The sequence below is a fragment of the Shouchella miscanthi genome (assembly GCF_007725405.1).
GTDB classification, from domain to species: domain Bacteria; phylum Bacillota; class Bacilli; order Bacillales; family Bacillaceae_D; genus Shouchella; species Shouchella hunanensis.
In genome coordinates this window covers 3592583-3614479 of sequence record NZ_CP042163.1, presented here as the reverse complement: position 1 = coordinate 3614479, position 21897 = coordinate 3592583, and the positions used below count along the sequence as shown (strand labels likewise).

At 41.1% G+C, this 21897-nt stretch carries 19 protein-coding genes; 13 read left to right on the top strand and 6 right to left on the bottom strand.

Going from position 1 to position 21897, the window contains the following annotated elements; genetic code table 11:
• Positions 1–15: 15 nt before the first annotated feature.
• On the bottom strand, positions 16–2181 hold the full coding sequence (locus tag FPV17_RS18490) for an anthranilate synthase component I (protein ID WP_210244246.1): 2166 nt from the start codon (positions 2179–2181) through the stop codon (positions 16–18).
• A 279-nt stretch (positions 2182–2460) separates the two neighbouring features.
• Here FPV17_RS18490 and FPV17_RS18485 point away from each other — a divergent pair, with 279 nt between their 5' ends.
• Complete coding sequence (locus FPV17_RS18485) at positions 2461–3654, top strand: GTP-binding protein (protein ID WP_186370806.1); 1194 nt, start codon at positions 2461–2463, stop codon at positions 3652–3654.
• A gap of 82 nt (positions 3655–3736) precedes the next feature.
• Here FPV17_RS18485 and FPV17_RS18480 read toward each other — a convergent pair whose 3' ends face one another.
• Positions 3737–4621: a cation diffusion facilitator family transporter gene (locus FPV17_RS18480; protein ID WP_144559876.1), complete on the bottom strand. Its 885-nt coding sequence runs from the start codon at positions 4619–4621 to the stop codon at positions 3737–3739.
• Between the two features lie 418 nt (positions 4622–5039).
• Between FPV17_RS18480 and FPV17_RS18475 the strand changes: the two genes are divergently transcribed.
• Positions 5040–5522: a FixH family protein gene (locus FPV17_RS18475; RefSeq protein ID WP_144559874.1), complete on the top strand. Its 483-nt coding sequence runs from the start codon at positions 5040–5042 to the stop codon at positions 5520–5522.
• A gap of 144 nt (positions 5523–5666) precedes the next feature.
• Here FPV17_RS18475 and FPV17_RS18470 read toward each other — a convergent pair whose 3' ends face one another.
• Together FPV17_RS18470 and FPV17_RS18465 are read right to left on the bottom strand one after the other, a co-directional pair.
• Positions 5667–6659 (bottom strand): LacI family DNA-binding transcriptional regulator, encoded by a 993-nt coding sequence (locus FPV17_RS18470; protein ID WP_035394983.1) that lies wholly within the window; start codon positions 6657–6659, stop codon positions 5667–5669.
• A 253-nt stretch (positions 6660–6912) separates the two neighbouring features.
• Positions 6913–7992, bottom strand: coding sequence for an ethanolamine utilization protein EutH (locus FPV17_RS18465; protein WP_144559872.1), 1080 nt, complete (start codon positions 7990–7992; stop codon positions 6913–6915).
• A gap of 461 nt (positions 7993–8453) precedes the next feature.
• On the opposite strand from FPV17_RS18465, the gene FPV17_RS18460 reads away from it, so the two are divergent.
• Both FPV17_RS18460 and FPV17_RS18455 read left to right on the top strand, forming a co-directional pair.
• The gene (locus FPV17_RS18460) at positions 8454–8795 is read left to right on the top strand and encodes a DUF1904 family protein (protein ID WP_052007954.1); all 342 of its coding nucleotides are present in this window, start codon (positions 8454–8456) and stop codon (positions 8793–8795) included.
• Positions 8796–8959: 164 nt separating this feature from the next.
• A complete protein-coding gene (locus FPV17_RS18455; protein WP_035394987.1) occupies positions 8960–9850 on the top strand; it encodes a YitT family protein in 891 nt (296 codons plus the stop codon).
• Positions 9851–9993: 143 nt separating this feature from the next.
• On the opposite strand, the gene FPV17_RS18450 is transcribed toward FPV17_RS18455, so the two are convergent.
• A complete protein-coding gene (locus FPV17_RS18450; protein ID WP_144559870.1) occupies positions 9994–10497 on the bottom strand; it encodes a hypothetical protein in 504 nt (167 codons plus the stop codon).
• Positions 10498–10653: 156 nt separating this feature from the next.
• Between FPV17_RS18450 and FPV17_RS18445 the strand changes: the two genes are divergently transcribed.
• Positions 10654–12849 carry a type IA DNA topoisomerase gene (locus FPV17_RS18445; RefSeq protein ID WP_144559868.1) on the top strand — a complete coding sequence of 732 codons (2196 nt, stop codon included), beginning with the start codon at positions 10654–10656 and terminating at the stop codon, positions 12847–12849.
• Positions 12850–13045: 196 nt separating this feature from the next.
• On the opposite strand, the gene FPV17_RS18440 is transcribed toward FPV17_RS18445, so the two are convergent.
• The gene (locus tag FPV17_RS18440; RefSeq protein ID WP_432813888.1) at positions 13046–13498 is read right to left on the bottom strand and encodes a flavodoxin domain-containing protein; all 453 of its coding nucleotides are present in this window, start codon (positions 13496–13498) and stop codon (positions 13046–13048) included.
• 314 nt (positions 13499–13812) lie between these two features.
• Between FPV17_RS18440 and FPV17_RS18435 the strand changes: the two genes are divergently transcribed.
• The 8 genes from FPV17_RS18435 to FPV17_RS18400 all read left to right on the top strand — a co-directional run bounded on the left by FPV17_RS18435 (position 13813) and on the right by FPV17_RS18400 (position 21886).
• Positions 13813–14748: an ABC transporter substrate-binding protein gene (locus FPV17_RS18435; protein ID WP_144559866.1), complete on the top strand. Its 936-nt coding sequence runs from the start codon at positions 13813–13815 to the stop codon at positions 14746–14748.
• Positions 14741–15745, top strand: a complete 1005-nt coding sequence (locus FPV17_RS18430) for a FecCD family ABC transporter permease (RefSeq protein WP_246117071.1) — start codon at positions 14741–14743, stop codon at positions 15743–15745. The genes FPV17_RS18435 and FPV17_RS18430 overlap by 8 nt, the downstream gene beginning before the upstream one ends.
• Positions 15746–15818: 73 nt before the next feature.
• Entirely contained in the window at positions 15819–16148 is a 330-nt protein-coding gene (gene isdG, locus FPV17_RS18425) for a heme oxygenase (RefSeq protein WP_035394993.1), read from the top strand.
• A gap of 29 nt (positions 16149–16177) precedes the next feature.
• Complete coding sequence (isdC, locus tag FPV17_RS18420; protein ID WP_060704709.1) at positions 16178–16849, top strand: heme uptake protein IsdC; 672 nt, start codon at positions 16178–16180, stop codon at positions 16847–16849.
• Positions 16850–16868: 19 nt separating this feature from the next.
• Complete coding sequence (locus tag FPV17_RS18415; protein ID WP_144559865.1) at positions 16869–19214, top strand: NEAT domain-containing protein; 2346 nt, start codon at positions 16869–16871, stop codon at positions 19212–19214.
• 23 nt (positions 19215–19237) lie between these two features.
• Positions 19238–20143, top strand: a complete 906-nt coding sequence (gene isdE, locus FPV17_RS18410) for a heme ABC transporter substrate-binding protein IsdE (protein ID WP_144559863.1) — start codon at positions 19238–19240, stop codon at positions 20141–20143.
• On the top strand, positions 20140–21123 hold the full coding sequence (locus tag FPV17_RS18405) for a FecCD family ABC transporter permease (protein WP_060704711.1): 984 nt from the start codon (positions 20140–20142) through the stop codon (positions 21121–21123). Before isdE ends, FPV17_RS18405 begins: the two co-directional genes overlap by 4 nt.
• A complete protein-coding gene (locus FPV17_RS18400; protein ID WP_035395003.1) occupies positions 21110–21886 on the top strand; it encodes an ABC transporter ATP-binding protein in 777 nt (258 codons plus the stop codon). Before FPV17_RS18405 ends, FPV17_RS18400 begins: the two co-directional genes overlap by 14 nt.
• Positions 21887–21897 lie beyond the last annotated feature (11 nt).

The following is a 21897-nucleotide window of genomic DNA, read 5'->3' as shown; positions in this document are numbered from 1 at the left end:
TCATCGGCCTCTTTGTTACACGCATAATTTTGCCATGACGTTTTGAATAAGCTGCAAGCCAACCTCTCCAGATTTGCTTAAAATGGATTCAGGATGAAATTGAACGCCTGCGATTGGTAAATGCTTATGCTGAACGGCCATTGGGATATGGTCAGCTGTTGTCGCCTCTAAGCGTAAGCAGTCTGGCAACGTTTTTGCGTAAATGGAATGATAGCGCCCGACGCTAATTTGTTTTGCGACATTGCGAAAGAGTCCATCTCCATGTTGAACAAAGACGTCTGATTGTTCTCCGTGGCATGGCGTATCAAGTAGACCGAGCTCACCTTTAAAATGTTCAACGATACCTTGAAAGCCTAAACAAACACCGAAAATCGGAATGTCTTTTTCTACACAAAGAGAAATGGTGTCTGATAGTCCGAATCGTTTAGGTGTGCCTGGACCGGGAGAAAGAACGACTAAATCATAGGAGTCCCGATTGAGAAAATCTCGTGCATGAACGGATCGTGTTGTCGAAACGGTCGCACCTGTTTGTTTGAAATAACTGCCGAGGGTATGAACAAACGAATCCTCATGATCAATGATAAGGACGCTTTTGCCTTTACCGGATTGCTGAAACACATGTGGTGTTCTTGGCTCATGGCTTTGTGGGGATACAGCTTCCGCCAGAGCAGAAACTTTCACCAGTGTTTCTTCCTCTTCGTCTTCTGGATCAGATGTATGCAAGAGTGTTGCACCTACTCGTAACGTTGCAGTATTGTTTTTAATCGCTGTAGTTCGTAAGGTTAAGCCTGTATTTAAGTCACCGTTAAAGGCGAACCAGCCAACCGCACCTCCATACCAACCTCGCGGAGTCTCTTCGTTTTTCTCAATCCAGCGTAATGCCTCAATTTTTGGTGCTCCTGTAACGGTAACAGCCCACATGTGTGTCATAAACGCATCCAAGGCGTCATATTCGTCACGCATTTCACCAATAATGTGATCGACTGTATGAAAGAGTCGCGCATACGTTTCTACTTGTCTGCGTCCGATTACTTCTATAGAGCCTGGCAAGCAAATACGTGCCTTATCATTCCGGTCAACGTCTGTACACATCGTTAGTTCAGTTTCGTCTTTTTTAGAGTTTAGTAGTTTTTTTATATTTTGTGCGTCTTCGAGTGGGTCTTTACCACGACGAATGGTGCCAGATATTGGACAGGTTTCTACCTGTTGCCCTTGCACTCGTACAAACATTTCAGGTGAGGCCCCAACGAGATACTCTTCACCAAGATTAATAATAAAGCCATACGGACTCGGGTTAATATCACGTAGCTGTTGAAATACTTCTGAAGGTGTTAAGACAAGTGATTTTTCAAGTACTTGGGTTGGTACTACTTCAAATAAGTCGCCTGCGTGAAATGAAGGGATAGCTTTCTTAACAAGATCAGCGTAATAGCCTTTTTTGTAGGGCGTTTCCCGGGAGATGGTTCCTCGTTCATAGGGGATACACTGACCCGTTCTTTCCAAGTGATTCGTCGATTCGTTATTGACCTGAACGTCATAAGAAAGGGTATAGGCGATCGATAAATGATGGTCTACAATGGTTAATTCATCAGGTAAATAGAGAACGAGATCCTTTTGATCGTCTGGGCGTTTTTTTTCTTTCGCAAGCTGTTCAAATTGATAAATAAGGTCAAACCCGAATGCGCCATATAAACCGAAGAATTGATCTTCATCGGATGCAAAAAGTTGTTTCAGTTCTCGAATGATTTGAAAGATGGAAGGTTGTTTGGTGCGGTCTTCCTCATTTTGAATAGCGGATGTAGCTGGAATCGTTCCATGTAAACTCGTTTGTTGGTCGTCAAAGCCACGAATAAAATCAAAACGACTGTTCAAAAAATGAGTACGCACCAGTTCTAATAGAAATTTGCCTCGTTCATTAAGGGCGTTAATGGAATAACGGTTATTTGAAAAGCTTATTTCAAGGGGGGGACGTAAAAAGGCAACATCCCATCTTGAATAACGCCCTGTAAATTCAAAGCTACTTGAAAAAACAGCGCCTTTTACAGCGTCAATTTGTGGCAAGATGTCTGAGTCAATTTTCGTTGGGGAGACGGTTTCAATCTTCCTTGTAACGAGGATTTGTCCGTCTGTAAGATAATGTTTTGTTTTTTCATTTGTTTTCAATGTGGATAGAATACTCACACTAAAAAACCTCCTTTGTATACGTTTGTATACAGAGAAAGCATCAGCAAATAAATAGGGCAATGCCCTTTTATAATCGTTTGCTCTACTCATCTCTGCTCTACTCACTAAACTCTGCTCGACTTATCTTGCATGAAACTCTTTCATGCTTGTTACACATTCTATTACAGCTATGAAGGAATTACAAGAATTGTTTTAGTAAAAAAGGGTTGTCAACGATAGGTAACTACTGTATTATAAATCGTAATCATTACGATTTGAGATGAGGAGATGCTAATGATGAAAAAAATACCAGTGACAGTGTTAAGTGGTTACCTTGGTTCAGGTAAAACCACTTTATTAAATCATGTCCTACATAATCGAGATGGCTTAAAGGTAGCTGTTATCGTGAACGATATGAGTGAAGTAAATATTGATTCTGAACTCGTGGAAAAGCAAGGGGGATTCTCAAGAACAGACGAGAAGCTCGTAGAATTATCTAATGGATGCATCTGTTGTACATTACGTGAGGATCTATTAGTAGAAGTTGAGCGTCTTTCTAAGCAAGGAGACATTGACTATATCGTAATTGAATCCTCAGGAATTAGTGAACCGATACCAGTTGCACATACATTTAGTTACGTTGACGAAGAGTTAGGAATAGACCTTAGTCGTTTTTGTACGTTAGATACCATGGTTACCGTTGTCGATGCAAATCGCTTCTGGCATGACTTTGAATCAGGTGAGTCGTTGATCGAACGGAAACAAGAAGTAGGCGAAGAGGATTACCGGGAAGTTGCCGACTTACTTATTGATCAGATTGAATTCTGTGATGTGCTCGTTCTTAACAAATGTGACCTTGTTTCAGAAGAGCAGCTCTTGCAACTAGAACAGGTTCTTAAAAAGCTACAACCGGATGCAAAGCTTTTACGTTCGACTCGAGCTGAGGTTCCGATTAATGAGATTTTGAATACAGGTTTATTCGACTTTGACAAAGCGAGTGAGTCGGCTGGTTGGTTAAAAGAATTAGAGCTTGGCCCAGAAAATCATACCCCTGAGACGGAGGAGTATGGAATTTCTTCCTTTGTGTTTGAAAGCAAACGACCGTTTCACGCAGAGCGATTGGATAAGTGGTGCGAGTCTATGCCACAATCAGTTGTTCGTGCAAAAGGCATTGTCTGGTGTGCAACAAGAAATGACTATGCCTTATTATTTTCACAAGCTGGTTCGTCTGTATCAATTGAACCTGTAACGTATTGGGTAGCTGCTTTACCTAAAGAGCAGCAACAACAAATTTTAGCAGTGAATCGAGAAGTGGCAAAAGACTGGGATGCAACATTCGGCGATCGCCATACAAAAATGGTCCTTATTGGAATGGGAATGAATAAAGAAGACATTATAAACGAGTTAGAGGCGTGTCTTTTAACAGAAGAAGAGTATCAACAAGATTGGACCAAACTCCCCGATCCATTTAATTGGGTTGTGCAACAGTAGGTAAACTCTACTGAAGAAGGGTGTCGGGAGATTGAATCTAGAGGAAAAAAGCGGGTGACAAGCTGTCATCCGCTTTTCCTATTTATTCGTGATTGGTTTTTCCTTCAGGTTCAACGTGTACATGAACATCAATCGTGCGATGTTTTTCTGTAATTTGATCTTCTACAATGGTCGATACATCGTGGGCCTCCGTGAAGGAAAGCGAGTGATCAAGCTGAATAACTAAATCGACAATTAAATTACTTCCATAGTAGCGTGCTTTTACATCGGTCACGTAATTTACTTTTGCAACAGCAAGAGCTGTCTCTTTTATATCATCTAACGTTTTATCGTCAACGCCATCGGTAAGGGATAGAGAAGATTTTGAGAAGATACCCCAGGCGGTGTGACAGATGATAACACCGACAACGAAAGCAAGTAACGGATCGAGCCATGGTAAACCAAATTGGGAGCCGATGATGCCTAGTGTTGCGCCTGCGCTAACGAGGGCATCTGATAAATTATCTTTAGAAACAGATTCGACGGCGTGACTATTAATGCGTTTTGCCAATTTTTTTGTATAGAGATAGACGGCAAACATAACAACAAATCCAAAGGCGCCAACCCAAGCCGCAATGATGTTTGGAGGTTCAGATGTACCTGTGAAAACAGATGTAATGGCGTCAATGATTACTTGAATCCCAACGACCATAATGATGAAGGATGCGACGAGAGAAGCAACTGTTTCTGCTTTCCAGTGGCCATAGGGATGATCCTTATCTGGCGGCTTTTGCGAAACTCTAAGTCCTATTAAGACGGCAATGGCAACAACGACATCGGTCACGTTATTTAGACCATCTGCACGTAAAGCAACCGAACCAGCGTAAATCCCAACCGTTAATTTTAAAATAGCGAGAATGATATAAGCCACTAAGCTGACTTGAGCACCTCGTTCTCCCTGCTTTAATTCCTTGTATCTTTCCTCCATTACGTGCCCTCCTATAAAGCAATAGTATGACTATAGCAAGCAGGTTCCATGTGGGTCTACAGAAATCTTTTTTGGCTATACTAAAGTTCTTGCCTTATCGGAATAAAGTTGCACATGGGAAAACGCCTTTGTATCAAAGGTTCTAAACGATCATAGAGGTGATCAGCCCTTAGTGAACAAAACTTTTTTGTAGGAAAAAATAATTTTTCTTTCTAAAAAAGACAACTCTCATTCATTACGAAAAAAGGGCCTAGTTTGACGGGTGTTGAGGGAGGTTGCAGGTGCTTAATAGCTTTGGTTAGAGATCGGGTGGTGCGACAATGTAATCTTGAGGAAAGAATATGGGGAAACTTCATGCAGAGCACACACTTTTCTTGTAAACTAAATGTAAGAGGTCTGATTAGAAAGGAAGATCAGAGTGAAGGTGAAACCGCTATTAGTAGGGGGAATACTTGTTTTAATAGCACTTAGTGGCTGTATGCAAGGTGAACAGGAAGAGTGGGATGTACCAGATCTTGTAGATGTAGATATCCAAGTGGAGGAGCATATTCCTGCTGACTCTGAAACAGTGTTACGTGCACACGTTACCCAAGGTGAAGAAGATGTGAACGATGCAGAGGAAGTGGTTTTCGAAGTATGGAGAGACCAAGAGCGAGATGCTGGACAGCTTATAGAAGGGGAACTAGAGGCTGACGGTGTCTATGCCACTCCGTATGCATTCGGTGAAGATGGGATTTACATAGTACAAACCCATGTTACTGCAAGGGATCTGCATGTGATGCCTACTCAGATGATGATTGTTGGTGATGTTTCTGAAGGTGAAATTGAAGCCTTTCACAATGCAGGCAACACACAAACAAATGAAGAGCAAAGTCAGTTTCATGATTCGGAAGAAGAATAAAGAACCCCTCCTTACTTGGTTAAAGCCTAGCTAAGGAAGGGTTTTTGCTTATGTTTGATTATCTGTTCATTAACTCAATGATTGATAGAGTAATGGAAGGGTATCTTAAGGACCATCTTCTTGGTGAGGCACAATAAGAAAGAATTAATGAGAGGATCGTCGGATTAACTCTGTTTCAAATCGATACTGTTTTTGTCTAGACTGTCCCAATTCAATTTGTTCTAATAGTTCTGTTGCCGCTGCCGCTCCAATTTGTTCGACTGGTTGTTTAATAACTGTTAACGGTGGTGAGGTGATGTCAGCCCACCGATAATCGTCGAAACCAATAATAGCGATGTCGTCTGGAACGGCTATGCCATGCTCCGTTAAATAGGTCATCGCGCCAACACTCATTAAATTATTTGCGACAAAAAGTGCTGATAACTTGGTTGTGCCTAGTAAATGTTCACAGCCTTTGTAACCACTTTCAAATTTAGAGTTTCCATTGTAAATTAGGTTCGTTGAAAACGGAAGGCCATGCTTGGCTAATGCCGATTTGTAGCCTTTTATACGGTCTTTTGTTGTGCTTAAAGAATGAATACCTGTAATAAGTCCTATGTTCTGGTGACCACTTTCAATGAATTGTTCAATCGCCATTTGAACTCCTTTTTCGTTGTCGACAACGATGGAACTTCGATTGGTTTCCTCTGGCAGACGGTCAATAAAAACACTAGGTAAATCATCTGGAATATCGCAGGCAATCTCGCTATAATCCTTTGCGCTTGATGCAATAATGAGTCCTGAAACTTGCTGGGAAATAAACGCTTGAATTTTCTTGCGTTCTGTTTCGACCTGTTCATTTGTATTGCCGACCAATAATTGATACTGTTGTTCACCTAGAACTAATTCTATTTCTTTAACAATGGAAGTGAAAAAGTGATTTCCTATATCTGGGAGGACGATGCCGATGGTAGACGTTTTTTGACTTCGTAATGTTTTTGCTGCGAAATTTGGTGTATAGCCAAGCTTTTTCATTGCTTGTTTAACACGAATGGTCGTAGATTCAGCAACGAAACGAGTACCGTTTAATACATGGGAAACAGTTGCAGTGGAAACAGATGCCTCTTTGGCTACATCTTTAATACTTACACGTTTCATTCAGATCAAGTCCTTTTCTATGCGATCACCTAATCGTTTGCGTGTATTACTATAACCGATTCTACTAAAATGTCAAAGAGGAGAAAGGAAGTCTAACATAAACGCCACAAGAAAAGCGGTCGATTCATTCAAAATCGACCGCTATTGATGCTTTTCCATATAGACGTCAGTGTAATTCGATGAACAGATTGCATGTATTCAGTGTGATCATACTAGACATTGAAACGAAAGAAGGCTTCCTATGGTTTCGGTTTTAGAGTGTGTCATTGCGTTCAACCATAAGTGCAATGAAGACGGCACTCCCTCCACCAATTAGTTTTCCAATCATCATCGGGACAACCATGCTTTGATCAACACTGGCGGTAAAGCCGAGATGTCCCCCTAAAACAAACGCGCCGGATACCATAAAAGATGTTGCAACAACTTTACTTCTTACAGACATGTCTTTTAATAAGCTAAAAGCAGGTATAGCGTGTGCTAATGAAGTGATAATTGCCGTAATGGCAGCCCCTTCAATTGCAAATTGTTTTCCCACACGGGCAAATAGAGGCTGACACACCTGTTTTAAAAAAGCGACAAGAGGAAATGCCCCTGCAAGAACAACGGCAATTGTTCCGACAATAAAGAGACCTTCTTCGAACGGAGCAAGCTTGGAATGAAATTCGTATCCAGTAAGGTGAGAGATGGCGGCAATGGCTAATCCGAGCACACCTACGATTTGAATTCCTTTTCCAAATAATAGAAACAGTGTAATAGAGGTCTCTGGATAAAAGCGTAATGCAAACATGACAATGCACGCAAAAACCGTAGGAATAAGCAGATTTTGCAGCATCATCCAAGGGGCCATCCCTGCAGACAACCCTCCGATAAAACAACCGAGAGGAACAGTGCTTAATCCAATTAGCATGCCTTTTGCAAGTGCAGGTTGATCGTTTGATTCGACCATTCGCAATGCAATTGGAATCGTAAACACGATTGTTGGACCGAGCATCGTTCCTAAAAAGACCCATGAAAAACGCGCCGCATCCGCATTAATACCCATTTCCTGTGCGAGTGCATAACCACCCATATCGAGTGCAAGAATGGTATTCGCAAATGATGCGGGATCTGCACCGACTGCTAGATACAATGGTGTGATAAGAGGCGTTAGCCACTGTGCAGCAATTGGTGCGATAGTAATAATACCAATCATGGCTAGTGCAACCTGACCCATGCTCATAATGCCATGTTGAAATTCAGTACCTAATCCAAACCGATTACCTAAACACCAATCAATTGCTCCGAGTGCAATGAAAAAGGCAAGGATTATCATAATCCACTCATTTATCGTCATTCTACAAATCCAATCTATTTTTCTCTTAACATATCAAGTTTCCTTCAAGCAGACAAGCTGTTATCACTTCTCTAAATGACTTTCATGTTGTTGTCAGTATGCGCTGTAAAAAAAGGAGAGACAATTGTCTCAGCGCTAGTAGACACTTTCGTATTGACTCACTTTACACATTTTTACATAAAAAAGGGGGCGCTTTTTTATAAAAAGCAGGTTTAACAAGTAGGGAAAGCGGCTATAAAAAGGACAACGAATCATAGGCATGCCTAAGATTTGTTTCTCCCCCTTCCTTGATGAATATATACACACTGAACCGCACTTCCCCCTTGAGTGCGGTTCGCTCGTTGTGTTTTGTAGCTTTTTCAGACGTGCGTATGACTGGACGTCTTTTTCTACGGACTTTCGTTGCATTTTCAAAACGAGACAAGTACACTTATCTAGTAGAAACTAGAAGAAAAGACGTGATGGGGTTGCCATATTTACGCTTTACAGGTTTTTCATCCGAGCGACTACAAACGCTTGCACCGACGGTTATTGATGTATTCTCGGAAATTGTCCATATTTCAAAAGAAAAAGTGAAAATTGAGAGGAGCACGTTAGAACCCATTTTAAATGTTCCTCTTACAATAGAAATTCGAATGTTTTCCAGAGCTCAATCGGTTCATGATCAGATAGCCAACAACTTATCTGCGCTTTTACGTGAGGAAGGGTTTGAAACGGTTCATATTTATTTTCTAATCCTTTCACCAGAATTGTATTATAAAGATGGTGTTCCGATAAAATCAACAACAGAAAGCCAGCATTGATGGTTTCAGAAATAAAGAGATGTGCGATAGCGCATCTCTTTTTTGTTGTCAATAAAGGGACTATTTTTTGTTGAAACGGGTAATGGAGCTATAACGAGATAGATGGAGCAATATAGTATGTGTTTCACAGCGCACACTCACTAGATAGAGAGAGGAAGTGGCGTATGAAAGAATATGGATTTATGATTCTCGGAACATTTTTCTTTGCTTTTTCAGTCGCTATTTTTGCGATGCCAAATGGATTAGCAGAAGGTGGTATTCCAGGACTCGCGCTTTTACTTTATTACGGTATGGGATGGTCTCCTTCACTTGTCACACTGCTTGCAAATGGCTTAATTTTACTTATCGGCTACCGGTATTTACCACGAACAATGATTGTAAAATCCATTTTGACGATCCCACTTTTTTCATTGTTTTTGTTTCTTCTTGAAGATAGAAGTGGACCCGTTCATGATCCTCTTCTTGCTGCACTTTACACTGGCGTATTTACCGGAGTCGGATTTGGCTTTGTTTTTCGCTCAGGTAGCACCACAGGTGGTTCTTCTACGATTGCTCGAATGGTAAACCATAAATTTGGTTGGGAATTAACGGGGACTAATTTTGTACTAGATGCAGCGATTGTGGTAGGGGGTATTTTTGTTATCGGCCCAGTTCAAACGTTGTACACGGTAGTGGCTTTGTTTATTGGTAAGAAGGTAACGGACTATGTATTAGAAGGCTTTGAGTCTAAGAAAGTCGTGCATATCTTCTCTAGTTCATATGAAGCAGTGGCCAAAAGCGTTCGTACCAATTTAGGAGCTCATACGACTATTTTGCAGGGGAAGAATGATGAAAACGGAATGGATGAGCATTTAATCTATGTTTCCGTGCCTAAACAACAGCTTTTTTATTTGAAAAAACTGATCCGAGATGTAGACGAGAACGCCTTTACCGTCGTTCATACGGTTAAAGATGTTAGTGGTGGTTCGTTTTCAAAAGCGCATTATCCAACGCAAAAGACGTTTAGTAGTGCAAAGAAAGAAAAGCAATACTACAAAAACCAAGCAGAGGAGTAATCGATTATGGAACGAAAAACAAAACGAGAGCGTTACAGAGAATATCGACACTTAAGGAATCGAGTAAAGCGGTTGTGTGATTGGCGCGAAGAAGACGAAAACCGATTAAGACGTTAGCACTTTCTGTAAAGAAAGTGCTTTTTTTAATCATAGCCTCCAACTGCTTCGGGTAAGGACTGGTAAGCTTCGCTTGGATAAATGATGTCGTCACCAACCGCATGCATAAACGCTTCCCATTCCTCTAGCGCCTTATTTGAGCAGCTACTATCCCAAGAAAGGGTGTATTCTTCTTCATCTGCTACCAAGTATAGCTCATAAGATTGATACGGTACGCTACAAGGGGAGGAAGCTTTTTCACTTTGTCTTGGAAGATCAAATATGTCGAGCTGTTTAAATTGTTGATAAAAAAAAGCAACCTCTTCTTCTGTCCATAAGAAAGAAGCTGTTTCTGTTCCTGCCGTAACTAAATCTTTAGTATAGGTTCCATCAATGGTATTGATTTCATTAAACGTTTGAGGACTCACTCCATAGGCTAGACGAAAGTTGAAATCCTCCGGCTGTTCCTCTGGCAATGATACTCCAGACAATTTGCTATCTGAACAACCAACAAGCCCCACTAATAAAAGTAAAAACCAGATTCCTTTCACACTGTATCCCCCCTCTATTTAGAATTTATCTTACCACTACTAAACAGAAGGGTGTGTCGTTTTGTCTGGTTGCGTGGTGGCAGAGTGCAGACAAAACAGTGATCGTAGTATACTAGTCATACACTCCAAAGGAATTAGTAGTACAGGGGGGATTTCATGACAACTGTTATATTAGCAGAAAAGCCTGACCAAGCGAGAAGCTACGCATCGATTTTTAAGCAAACGACAAAGCAGAAAGGCTATATTACGATTCAAGATCCACGGTTTTTTAAAGGGGAAGCCATTATGACGTGGGGAATCGGTCATTTAGTCGAGCTTTGCTTACCGGGTCATTATAAAAAAGAATGGAAACGTTGGAACTTAACAAATCTACCTATTTTGCCTGAACAAGTTGAATTCCAAGTTCCTCGTAGCAAGCAAGAACAGTTCAACATAGTCAAGAACTGGCTCAAGAAAGCCACCACCATTATTATCGCCACAGATCCAGACCGTGAAGGTGAAAATATCGCTCGCTCGATTATAAAACAAGCAGGCGTTCGTGATCACATCCCTATTAAGCGACTATGGATTAATTCACAAGAAAATGATGTAGTACGTGAAGGGTTTCTTCAGCTACAGCCAGGTGAAAAATTCATGCCGATGTATGAAGAAGCAAAAGCAAGGCAGGTAGCTGATTGGTTAGTGGGAATGAATGCGAGTCCGTTGTATTCATTGTTACTTCGAACAAAAGGAGTGCAAGATACCTTTTCTGTTGGTAGGGTTCAAACACCGACCCTTTATTTAATCTATTTACGTCAAAAAGAGATTGAAGCATTTGTGTCTGAGCCGTTCTTTGAATTAAAGGCGAACGTGGATGCGAGCAGAGGTTCCTTTCAAGCAACCTATAAACAGCGTCTTAAAACCAAAGAAGATGTCACAGCTTTATTGGATCGGCACGGGATAAAAGGGAAGACTCCAGGCGTTATTTCAGAATTAACGAAGAAAAACAAGGAAATTCCTTCTCCTTTGCTTCATAGCCTTGCAACGTTGCAGGCAACGGCGAATCGCAAATGGAAATATAGTCCTTCGAATGTATTAAAGACAATGCAAAAGCTATACGAGAAAAAGTGGCTAACCTATCCAAGAACCGAATCGAATCATATTACACAAGCAGAGTTTAGCTATTTACGGAAAAACTTGACTGGCTATCAGCAACTTTTAGAGCGTTCATTTGAACCAGCGTATCTCTTTCCACGAAAGCGCTATGTAAACGATGCTAAAGTGCAGGAACATTATGCCATCATACCAACAAAGAAAATACCAACCGCCAGTCAAGTAGAAAAACTCCGTCAAGATGAACGAAACCTTTACTTAGAAGTAGTCAAGACAACCTTAGCCATGTTTGCACCTCCTTATAAAGTGGAGGAGACAAAAGTGACTGTTGATGTACAAGGCTTATTGTTTCATACAACGGGTAAGATCGAGCAAGCTTTAGGGTGGAAGGAATTGTTTCAACATGGCGCTTCTACTAAGAAAAAAGAAGGGGAACAAGTCTTGCCTCCACTTGAAAAAGGAGAACTCATTCAAGCAATGGTTAAAGCGAAGGAAGGGAAAACCCAACCCCCGCCATTCTATACAGAAGGACAGCTTATTCCGCTCATGAAAACAGCAGGTAAGTTTGTTGAGGACGAAGAGGAACAGGCGATTCTCAATGAAGTAACTGGAATCGGTACAGGAGCTACACGAGCAAATATTATTGAAACCCTTAAAAGTCGCGAGTATATTACGATTAAGAAAAATAACGTTTATGTTACGACTAAAGGTAAGATCCTTTGTGAAGCAGTAGAAGGCAATTTATTAAGCAAGGCAGAAATGACGGCACAGTGGGAATTGTTTTTGCGGAAAATTGGACAAGGAGAAAAAGATAGCAAGACATTTATTGCCAACATTCATACGTATATTCGGCGATTATTAACGGATGCACCGGCACATGTGAAGACGATGGAATTAGACACCTCTAAAATAGAAACGAGTGAAAGTGAAGGCATTGGCCCATGTCCATCATGTGGTGCGGCTGTTGTGCAGAGGGGACCTGTATTCGCTTGCTCTAAGTCAAAGGAGAATAACTGCAAGTTTGTGATTGTCAAAAAGCTAGCAAAAAAGACATTAACAGACGCGATGGTAAAACGACTACTTACAAAGGGTGAAACAGCTGTATTAAAAGGCTTCAAGAGCAAGGCAGGTAAATCGTTTTCAGCAGCGCTTGTGCTAAAAGAAGGGAAGGTTGAATTTGATTTTACCAAAAAGCCTACTTTTCGAAAGAAGGGTCGTACCAACATGCACTCTTCGCAAGCAAAAGGAGGAACATCATGAAATATGCTTGCGTCTAAACCCTACTACATGGGGATTTTTGTGAAAGAAGACGCAGGATGAATCTTGAATGTAGCCTCAAGCACTATCTCTGAACGATCTGGCAGTTTTGGATGTAGTAATGGGATGCCGGCGATGACAAGTGCGTATTAACTCAGATGTTGATATTGAAGCGGTAGCACTTGTGAAAAACCAAGTGCTATACTCGCTCTTTTAAGGCAATGGAAAATTGTTGAGCAAAATGACGGCACGCCTCTTTTTCTGCTTCGTTCTTTGGTTCAAATTCATTTTTTAATCCGTTGCAGACAAGGACGGCGCCTGCTTTTTTTAGCGTTTCTTCAAATATGGCAACTGCTTCACAATAGGAAGGATAGATCCGATCACCCGAACCAAAAACAGCTGCTGGTATACGAGTTAAGTTAACATTTACAAGCTCTTCCTCAAATTCTTCTACCTCATAAGGCAAATCCCCATCTCCCCATGTATAACTCCCGAGAATGAGGCCGTTGAATTCGGTAAGCTTCTCCACTTCATAGCCATCCATTTCCTCCATAACCACTTCGATTTCTTCTTTTTCAAGTTCCTTTTTTATGATGATTGCCATATCTTCAGTATTTCCAGACATAGAAGCATATAGTAAGCAAATGCGCATAATCCTCACTCCTTTAGTGTATATCTTTGATAATAAATGATAGTGATAATCATTTTCAATTAGTTTTTTATGTTTTTCTTAAAACAGACGAAAACAGCTCTCTTTCATGTCTATTTTTGAGTGTCTTCAGTTTGTAAGCAGATCAATGGTTAGCAGTATTTATTGAACGAAAAATGTAAGATTAGAAGGAGGAGTAGATCAAAAAGGTAAAAAAGGATGTAAAACTTTCAAACTAGTAATTGACAATGAGATTCATTATCAATATGATAAGACTTAAATGAAAGTGATTCTCATTATCGTTAGGGGTTTTGAAAATGGAACTGCGCTCGTTTGTCTTTTTACTATTCGGGTTGCTACTACTAGTGGGCTGTCAAGCAACGAATGCTGACAGTGAACAAGCAAGTCATGGGGTTACGGATTTCGCCGATCGTTCTATCCAATTCGCTCAAATCCCTGAACGAATTGCTGTATTAGGAAATGGTGAGCTCGATATTATGTATGCGCTGGAAAAAGAGGTTGTAGCGCGACCAACAAGTCATGGTAAACCCGTTGTATTAGAGGCTGATGAAGCAGAGCAAATTGGCTCCTATCATGAAGTGGATATCGAACGACTAACACTCACTCAGCCCGATGTGGTGTTCGCAAATGATCCGATGAATCAGAAGGATATCTCTTCCATTGAGGGGACTGGAGCTGAGGTGGTGCTGACAAGAGCCAATTCAATTAACGATATTAAAGCACAAATTACGTTGATTGGAGAGGTCGTACAACAAGAAGAAAGGGCTGAACAAATCGTTCGCGCAATAGAGACAACGGAAAAAGAGATGCTGGATGAGCCATTACATACAGATACAAAAGCATTATTAATTTATGGAGCACCAGGATCCAATTTAGTAGCATTACCAAATTCATTAGCAGGAGACCTATTAGAAGCTGCAGGCGGGATAAACATCGCGGCGGAATTTGAACAACTGCAAGATTATCCACAATATGCGGCGCTCTCACCTGAAAGGGTCATACAAGCCAATCCGGCCATTGTCTTTTTTATGGCACATGGTGATCCATCAAGTGTAGAAAAAAGTTTTATTCAGGAAATGGAGCAACACGCTGGATGGTCACAATTGCCGGCAGTACAAGAAGGGCGTATGAAAGTATTACCAGCAGATCTGTTTGGTACAAATCCAGGAACTCGTGTAACAGAAGCGATTAATTATATGCGAGAGCAGTTAACTGAGGCATATAGTGAGTGAATTAACCGTTCAAACACGTAATAAGCGCCGAAGATGGTTGGCAATTGGGCTGCCTATTTTTTTAGCAATGGCCATCTTAACAGGTATTTTTCTCGGGGCAGTGACGTTTACTCTTACCGATTTGACTGAAGCTTTTCGAAACCAAACAGAAGCAAATGCGCTTATATTGTTCAATGTTCGAATTCCAAGACTCATTGTGGCAGCAATTGCGGGTGCATGTTTAGCTACAGCAGGAGCCATTTTACAAGGGGTGATGAAAAATCCCCTAGCCGACCCAAGCATTATTGGTGTAACAGCAGGAGCAGGATTGGCTGCTAGTATAGCGATGGTTGCCCTACCACAGTATGGATTTTTAACGCCAGCCTTTGCGTTTGTTGGTGCCATTGTCGCGATGCTCTGTATTTACACCCTTTCATGGGAAAAAGGAGCATCACCGCTGAAAATTATTTTGGCAGGTGTGGCAATTAATGCGCTATGCGGGGCACTTCAAAGCGGCATTATGATTCTCTATAGTGATCGTGTTCAGGGGATCTTGCCTTGGCTAGCTGGTGGTTTTCAAGGCAGGGGCTGGTATCACGTTGAATTTGTATGGCCTTATGCAGTAATCGGCTTAATCCTAGCAATCTTAGCAATCCGCCCATTAAACCTTATGTTATTAGGAGATCATACTGCGAAATTACTGGGAGCACCTGTAGAGCGGATGCGGTTTTATCTCATCTTACTTGCTGCGTTACTAGCAGGAGCAGCAGTTAGCGTTGCTGGGCTTTTAGGGTTTGTAGGGTTAGTCGTACCCCATATGATTCGGCTTTTAATCGGCAGTGATTCTCGTTATCTATTACCATTTTCAATGATTGGTGGTGCGGCACTTGTCGTTTTTACAGATTCACTAGCAAGAACCGTTTTTGACCCAATTGAATTACCCGTTGGTATTTTATTAGCTTGTTTAGGGGCGCCATTCTTTCTTTATTTGTTAAAGAAAAACAACATTCGATTGTAACATCTTATCTTTAAAGGAGGTGAACTGAGAAAGCGTGCAAGAAATACGTATTAAATTTTAGGAGGAAAAGTAAATGATTATAGTGGCAAATAAAACACTTATTCGCAAAGGGGAAGGTCATAAGCTTGTTGAACGCTTTGACAAAATTGGAAAAATTGAATATGCAACTGGCTTTCTTGGTTTAGAAGTATTGGTGAATTCAAAGGAAAAAGAACATGATGAAGTAACGATTAGTACTCGTTGGGAGGAAAAGGCAGACTTTCACGCTTGGACGAAGAGTGAAGCGTTTCGTGAAGCACATTCTGGAAAAAATGCTCGTCCTGACTACATTTTAGGAAATGAAATCGAATTCTACCAAGTTGAGATTGTTCGAATGCCTTTACCGAAAATTCAAGAGGCATAAATAAACTATATAGAAAAGGAAGAGATACAATGATCACCCAATGGAAAAAGGTATGTCTTCTAATAGGAGCAACCTTTTTATTTCTGTCTGTAGCATTCCCATCAGTTAGTAAGGCAGAACTAGCAGACGGTACGTATACAATTGATTACACGGTAATGCATGGTAGTGATTCTTCCGCGTCTATTGCCAATGATTACTGGGAAAAACCAGCTACACTAACAGTAAAGAATGGTCAAATACATGCAAAACTAACGTTAAACAATAGCTCTTGGATTGTTGAGTATCAATCGAAAGCAAACGGAAGTTTTTCAAACGTCACGGTGCTATCTGAAGATACAGCAGCAGATAAACGTATTGTACAATTTCCGTTAGACGATTTGAGTGGAATGACAGAATCAAAAATACATGTCATTGTGCCAGATATTGATTATGACCACCATTATACGGTTCGTCTAGACTTCCATGAAAATACACTAACGTCGACTGGTGGAACAGTAACAAAAGAAGAAACAAAAGAAGACGACGAGCCGCTGGGGGCAGCTCAATCGTCGGATGACAATGAACAAAAACGCAATCAAGACAATAAAACAGAGAAGGAGAACAACCCACAAACAAATGATGGGGCACCTATTGCTTTACTGATGAGTCTAGTCATTGTCAGTGCTATTGTACTCCTTCGTAGACAAGTAAAACAAGCTTAAATGTAGGAGGAGACACAAAGTGAAAATTCATAATCGTATGGTGAATGTGATACTGACGTTTCTGTTAGTCTTTAGTCTCATTGCACCATCTACTAGCTATGCGGCAGAAGCTAAAAATGAGGTAGCAAACGGTGTGTATGATGTTCCGTTTACTGTATTAAAGAAAGGATCGGCTGAGGCATCTGTCATGGATGGTTATACAAAAAAACCAGCTAGAGTTGTAGTGAAAGATGGAACCTATCAAGTTGATTTAACGATTACAAACAGCAGCTGGTATGAGGATTTTACAGTTGAAGGGAAACGACCTGAGGTCATTTCAGAGAATACAGACCAAGGACAACGAACCGTACGTTTTACGACGAAGGCGGAAACAGTAAATGCATGGGTGCACATTGTTGTAACAGGTATACCTGGCTTTCATTACGATAATCAATATGACGTCGATATTCAGTTTGATTATGCAAACGCGACAATGATTGAATTAGACAAGCCGGAAGAAGAGCCAGGTGAGCAGCCAGTAGAAGAACAACCGGAAGAAGAGCCAGGTGAACAGCCAGTAGAAGAACAACCGGAAGAAGAGCCAGGTGAGCAGCCAGTAGAAGAACAACCGGAAGAAGAGCCAGGTGAACAGCCAGTAGAAGAACAGCCGGAAAAAGAGCCAGGTGAACAGCCAGTAGAAGAACAACCGGAAGAAGAGCCAGGTGAGCAACCAGTAGAAGAACAACCGGAAGAAGAGCTAAAATGGAGCTCGTTAGAACAAGGAAAATATGATGTGCCGTTTGCAGCAAAACATGCAACCGAGGATCGTGATTCTGCGATGAGTCGCTACCTGGTTAATCCAGCACAAGTGACTATTGGAAAAGGGAAACAAGAATTAACAATGACGGTAAAAGACAGTCATCAAATTACGGACTTAGTGTTGAACAACGGTGAGCTAGTAACAGGTACAATTGTAAATGAGAATACGGACGAAAATACACGTACGTATGCGTTTAACGTAGATGAGCTTAATAATCCACAAGCAGCGAAAGTGTCTATGCGTGTTGCTTTACCAAATGGAAGCGTGTACGAAAACACGCAAGATTTTCGTCTGTTTTTTGACTTAGAGAACGCTGAGAAAGTGGAGGAAGTTCCAGAGCAACCAGAACAACCAGAGCAACCGGAGCAACCGGAACAACCAGAACAACCAGAACAACCGGAACAACCAGAGCAACCGGAGCAACCAACACCAAACCAACCTGATGAGGGCGAGCTTGTAGACGGTCGGTATCATATTGAGTTTAACGTCCTAAAGTCAGGCTCAAATGATGTTTCTGTTATGGACGGTTATACTGAAAAGCCAGCGACCATTTATGTGAAAGACGGTCAATTTACAGTTGATTTAACATTACTTAATGAAAGCTGGTATCGTGATTTAACAATTAACGAAAAACGTCCACAAGTAGTGACAATTGATGAAACAGAAGAGAAGCGAGTTGTTCGTTTTGCTGTTTCAAATTTAAATGATTTGGTGGATCTATGGGTACACATCCGTGTAGAAGGGATACCTGGTTTTGAGTACGATAATCAGTATGATGCTCAGCTTCAATTTAACTATGAATCTTTAACATTAGTTGAAAAAGAAAAAGAGCCGACTCCAGTTGATGAAGGAGAAAAACCAACCGGAGAAAAACCGATAGAAGAAAAACCAAAAGAAGAAAAACCAAAAAATGATAACAAAGAGATTCCAGTCGATGAAGGACTTGTGAATGGGGAGTATACAGTTGATTTTTCCGTTTTGAAGAAAGGGACGACAGAGATGTCGGTAATGGACGAGTACACGAAAAAACCTGCCACTGTCTTTCTGAAAGATGGGACGTATACAGTCGATCTTACGTTAACAAATAGTACATGGTACGAGGATTTGAAAATGAATGGAGTACGTCCATCCGTCGTAAATGAAGACCTTGATAAGAGTGAGAAGACGGTGCGATTTGAAACAAATTCTCTCCACGAAGCCATTGATGCTTGGGTCCATATTATTGTAAAAGGGATTCCAGGTTTTGACTATGATAATCAATATGATGTAGATATTCAATTTGATCCAGAAAGTTTAACGCTCGTAAAAGCGGATCAAACGCCAAAGCCTGTGACTAATCTAGGAACCAACAATGACAATGGCACTAATAACGGTAATGACGATGACCTTACGTATGATCGTTATCATAATGGCGGAGGGAGTGGAGTAGAGAATGCAGCGAACACAAACCAGCAAAATCCACAAACGTCAGACCCTGCCTTAGTAAGCTTCTACCTCGCTTTGCTTTTACTGTCTGCTTCATTCTTTGTATGGAAATGGAAACAAAACAGGAGAAAAGCGTTGTAAAAATAATGAAAAGAGGGATGGCTATGCAGAAGTCACTTTATGGTGTCGTGCTAACGAGTTTGTTTCTGTTTGCGGCATGTCAGCCAACAAGTGATCCGAAAGAAGGAGAATATACTCCTTCTTCTGCTGCTTCCGCTCAAGAAGAGCGAATTGTTGCTATGACAGTATCTGCAACGGAATTAGCGGCTGCTCTTGATTTAGATCTAGTCGGTATTCCAACCAGCTATAAAGAACTGCCTACACGTTATGACGATGTCACTGAACTAGGTAATCCAATGAGCCCAGATGTAGAACAAATTAGACAGCTCCAGGCGGACGTTGTTTGGAGTGTAACGACATTGCAAGTGGATTTAGAAGAACCTTTTACATCAGCTGGAATCGAGGCAGAGTTTTTAGATTTTCAAAGTGTTGAAGGCATGATTCAAGAAATTTTGGACATCGGTGAGCGGTACAATCGTGAGGATGAAGCGACTGCATTAGTAAACGGCTTTAAAGGTCGAATAACTGAGCTAGAAGAGGCGTATCGCACTAGCGAAAAGCCATCAGTTCTTGTTTTAATGGGAGTTCCAGGAAGCTATCTTGTTGCTACTGAACATTCATATATAGGTGATCTTGTCCAAATTGCTGGAGGAGAAATGGCAATTGATGCAGGTAATGATATGGAGTATTTGGCTTCTAATACAGAATATCTGCAACAGTCGAACCCGGATATTATTTTACGTGCAGCCCATGGTATGCCAGAAGAGGTGATCGAGATGTTTGATGAAGAATTTAAAAGCAATGATATTTGGAAACATTTTCGTGCAGTCGAAAAAGGACGGGTTTACGATTTAGAAGAAGAATTGTTTGGAACGACTGGAAATGTTGCAGTTCTTGAAGCATTGGATGCCTTAGAGGAAATGTTGCATCCGGAGGACAATGAAAGGTGAGAAAAACCATTGTTTTTACCAGTGTAACGATTACATTTCTTTTCCTTCTCTATCTAGCTGTTATGAGTGGTAGTATTCGTGTACCGTTTACTCAATTACTAGATGGTTTAGTTTCAAAAACAGATGAAGAGGTAAACGTTATTTATGATCTACGGTTACCACGTATAATCATCGCTTGTTTTGCAGGTGGAGCTTTGGCTATTTCAGGTGCGTTAATGCAAGCTGTAATGAGGAATCCGATTGCGGATCCAAGTATTATTGGGATTTCGTCAGGAGCGAGCTTTACCTCGTTATTATTCGTGACCATCTATCCGCAGTTGTATTTCTTTATGCCACTCTTTGCTTTTATTGGAGGAATCATTGCTTTTCTCCTTGTGTATAGCTTTGCTTATCGAGGCGGTTTAAATCCTCTAAAGCTAATTTTGATCGGTGTAGCGGTTCATGCTACATTTACAGGCTTAGCAGAAGTGTTTAATTATCGAGGGAGTTATTCGGTCACGAGTATTTCGGCAGCAACGACTTCTACATTAGCTATGAAAACGTGGTCTGATGCAACACTCATGATGCTTTACGGCGGTGCTGCCATTTTACTTTCTTTGTTTTTAGCCAGTGCATGCAACCGATTATTACTTAGTGATAAAACGGCCCTTGGAATTGGAATGAAAGTAACATCCACTCGTTTGATTGTGTCCATAATAGCGGTTGTACTTGCTTCCATTGCAACGGCAGTCGCTGGCGTCATTGCGTTTTTAGGATTACTGGTTCCTCATATTGGCAGACAACTAATTGGTTCTGATTATAAGTGGTTGCTACCATTTTGTGCTATTGCTGGAGCTTGGATCTTATTACTCGCGGATACACTTGGACGGCTCGTATTAGCACCAAATGAGATTCCAGCATCCATTTTTATGTCCATTATAGGTGGACCGTTCTTAATCTTTTTGCTAGTCAGGGGGCGTATCAATAATGGAAATACATAATGTGTCTTTTGCCTACACGAAACAGCAACCATTCATAGACAAGTTGAGTGGCTCCATTCGACTTGGTAAGATAACGTCCATTGTAGGGCCGAACGGAAGCGGAAAGTCCACTGTGCTGTCGCTTTTGGCAAGACAACTGCAAGTGCAACAAGGATATGCTACTCTTTATAAGAAAAAAATGGATTCGTATTCCTTGAAAGATTGGGCAAAGCAACTAGCGATTGTTTACCAAGAAAACGATGTAGCACACGATCTCACAATTAAAAGCCTTGTCAAGTACGGGCGGTTTCCATATCAGAGTAGGTTCGGTTCATGGAAAAAAGAAGACGAGCAAGCGGTAGAGGAAGCATTAGTGATGACAGGTCTAGACGCAATGGCTAACAAATCCCTTCTCGAGTTGTCAGGTGGAGAGCGACAAAGGGTATGGTTGGCGCTTTCTCTAGCTCAACAGACCCCCATTTTACTTTTAGATGAACCAACGACGTATTTAGATCTTTATCATCAGTTTGAATTACTTGATTTAATTGAAAGGCTGAAAAATGAGCAAGGCAAAACCATCATTATGGTCATACATGATTTAAACCAAGCGTTGCAATATAGTGATGATCTATGGGTAATGAAAGAAGGAGTGCTCGTAGCGGCAGGTAACGTACAGGAAGTGTTGACGACTTCTTTAGTAGAAGACGTATTTTGTGTAAGAGCACGTATTGATAAGGGAAGTGAACTGACTAAACCACTGCTTATTCCGACAGGGAAACTGTAAAGGAAGGATGT

Bases quoted from the DNA above. Each gene is read 5' to 3' on its own strand.
- FPV17_RS18485 (WP_186370806.1), top strand. From the start codon at position 2,461: ATGAAAAAAATACCAGTGACAGTGTTAAGTGGTTACCTTGGTTCAGGT.
- FPV17_RS18480 (WP_144559876.1), bottom strand. From the start codon at position 4,621: ATGGAGGAAAGATACAAGGAATTAAAGCAGGGAGAACGAGGTGCTCAA.
- FPV17_RS18470 (WP_035394983.1), bottom strand. From the start codon at position 6,659: ATGAAACGTGTAAGTATTAAAGATGTAGCCAAAGAGGCATCTGTTTCC.
- FPV17_RS18465 (WP_144559872.1), bottom strand. From the start codon at position 7,992: ATGACGATAAATGAGTGGATTATGATAATCCTTGCCTTTTTCATTGCA.
- FPV17_RS18460 (WP_052007954.1), top strand. From the start codon at position 8,454: ATGGGGTTGCCATATTTACGCTTTACAGGTTTTTCATCCGAGCGACTA.
- FPV17_RS18455 (WP_035394987.1), top strand. From the start codon at position 8,960: ATGAAAGAATATGGATTTATGATTCTCGGAACATTTTTCTTTGCTTTT.
- FPV17_RS18445 (WP_144559868.1), top strand. From the start codon at position 10,654: ATGACAACTGTTATATTAGCAGAAAAGCCTGACCAAGCGAGAAGCTAC.
- FPV17_RS18440 (WP_432813888.1), bottom strand. From the start codon at position 13,498: ATGCGCATTTGCTTACTATATGCTTCTATGTCTGGAAATACTGAAGAT.
- FPV17_RS18435 (WP_144559866.1), top strand. From the start codon at position 13,813: ATGGAACTGCGCTCGTTTGTCTTTTTACTATTCGGGTTGCTACTACTA.
- isdG (WP_035394993.1), top strand. From the start codon at position 15,819: ATGATTATAGTGGCAAATAAAACACTTATTCGCAAAGGGGAAGGTCAT.
- isdC (WP_060704709.1), top strand. From the start codon at position 16,178: ATGATCACCCAATGGAAAAAGGTATGTCTTCTAATAGGAGCAACCTTT.
- isdE (WP_144559863.1), top strand. From the start codon at position 19,238: ATGCAGAAGTCACTTTATGGTGTCGTGCTAACGAGTTTGTTTCTGTTT.
- FPV17_RS18400 (WP_035395003.1), top strand. From the start codon at position 21,110: ATGGAAATACATAATGTGTCTTTTGCCTACACGAAACAGCAACCATTC.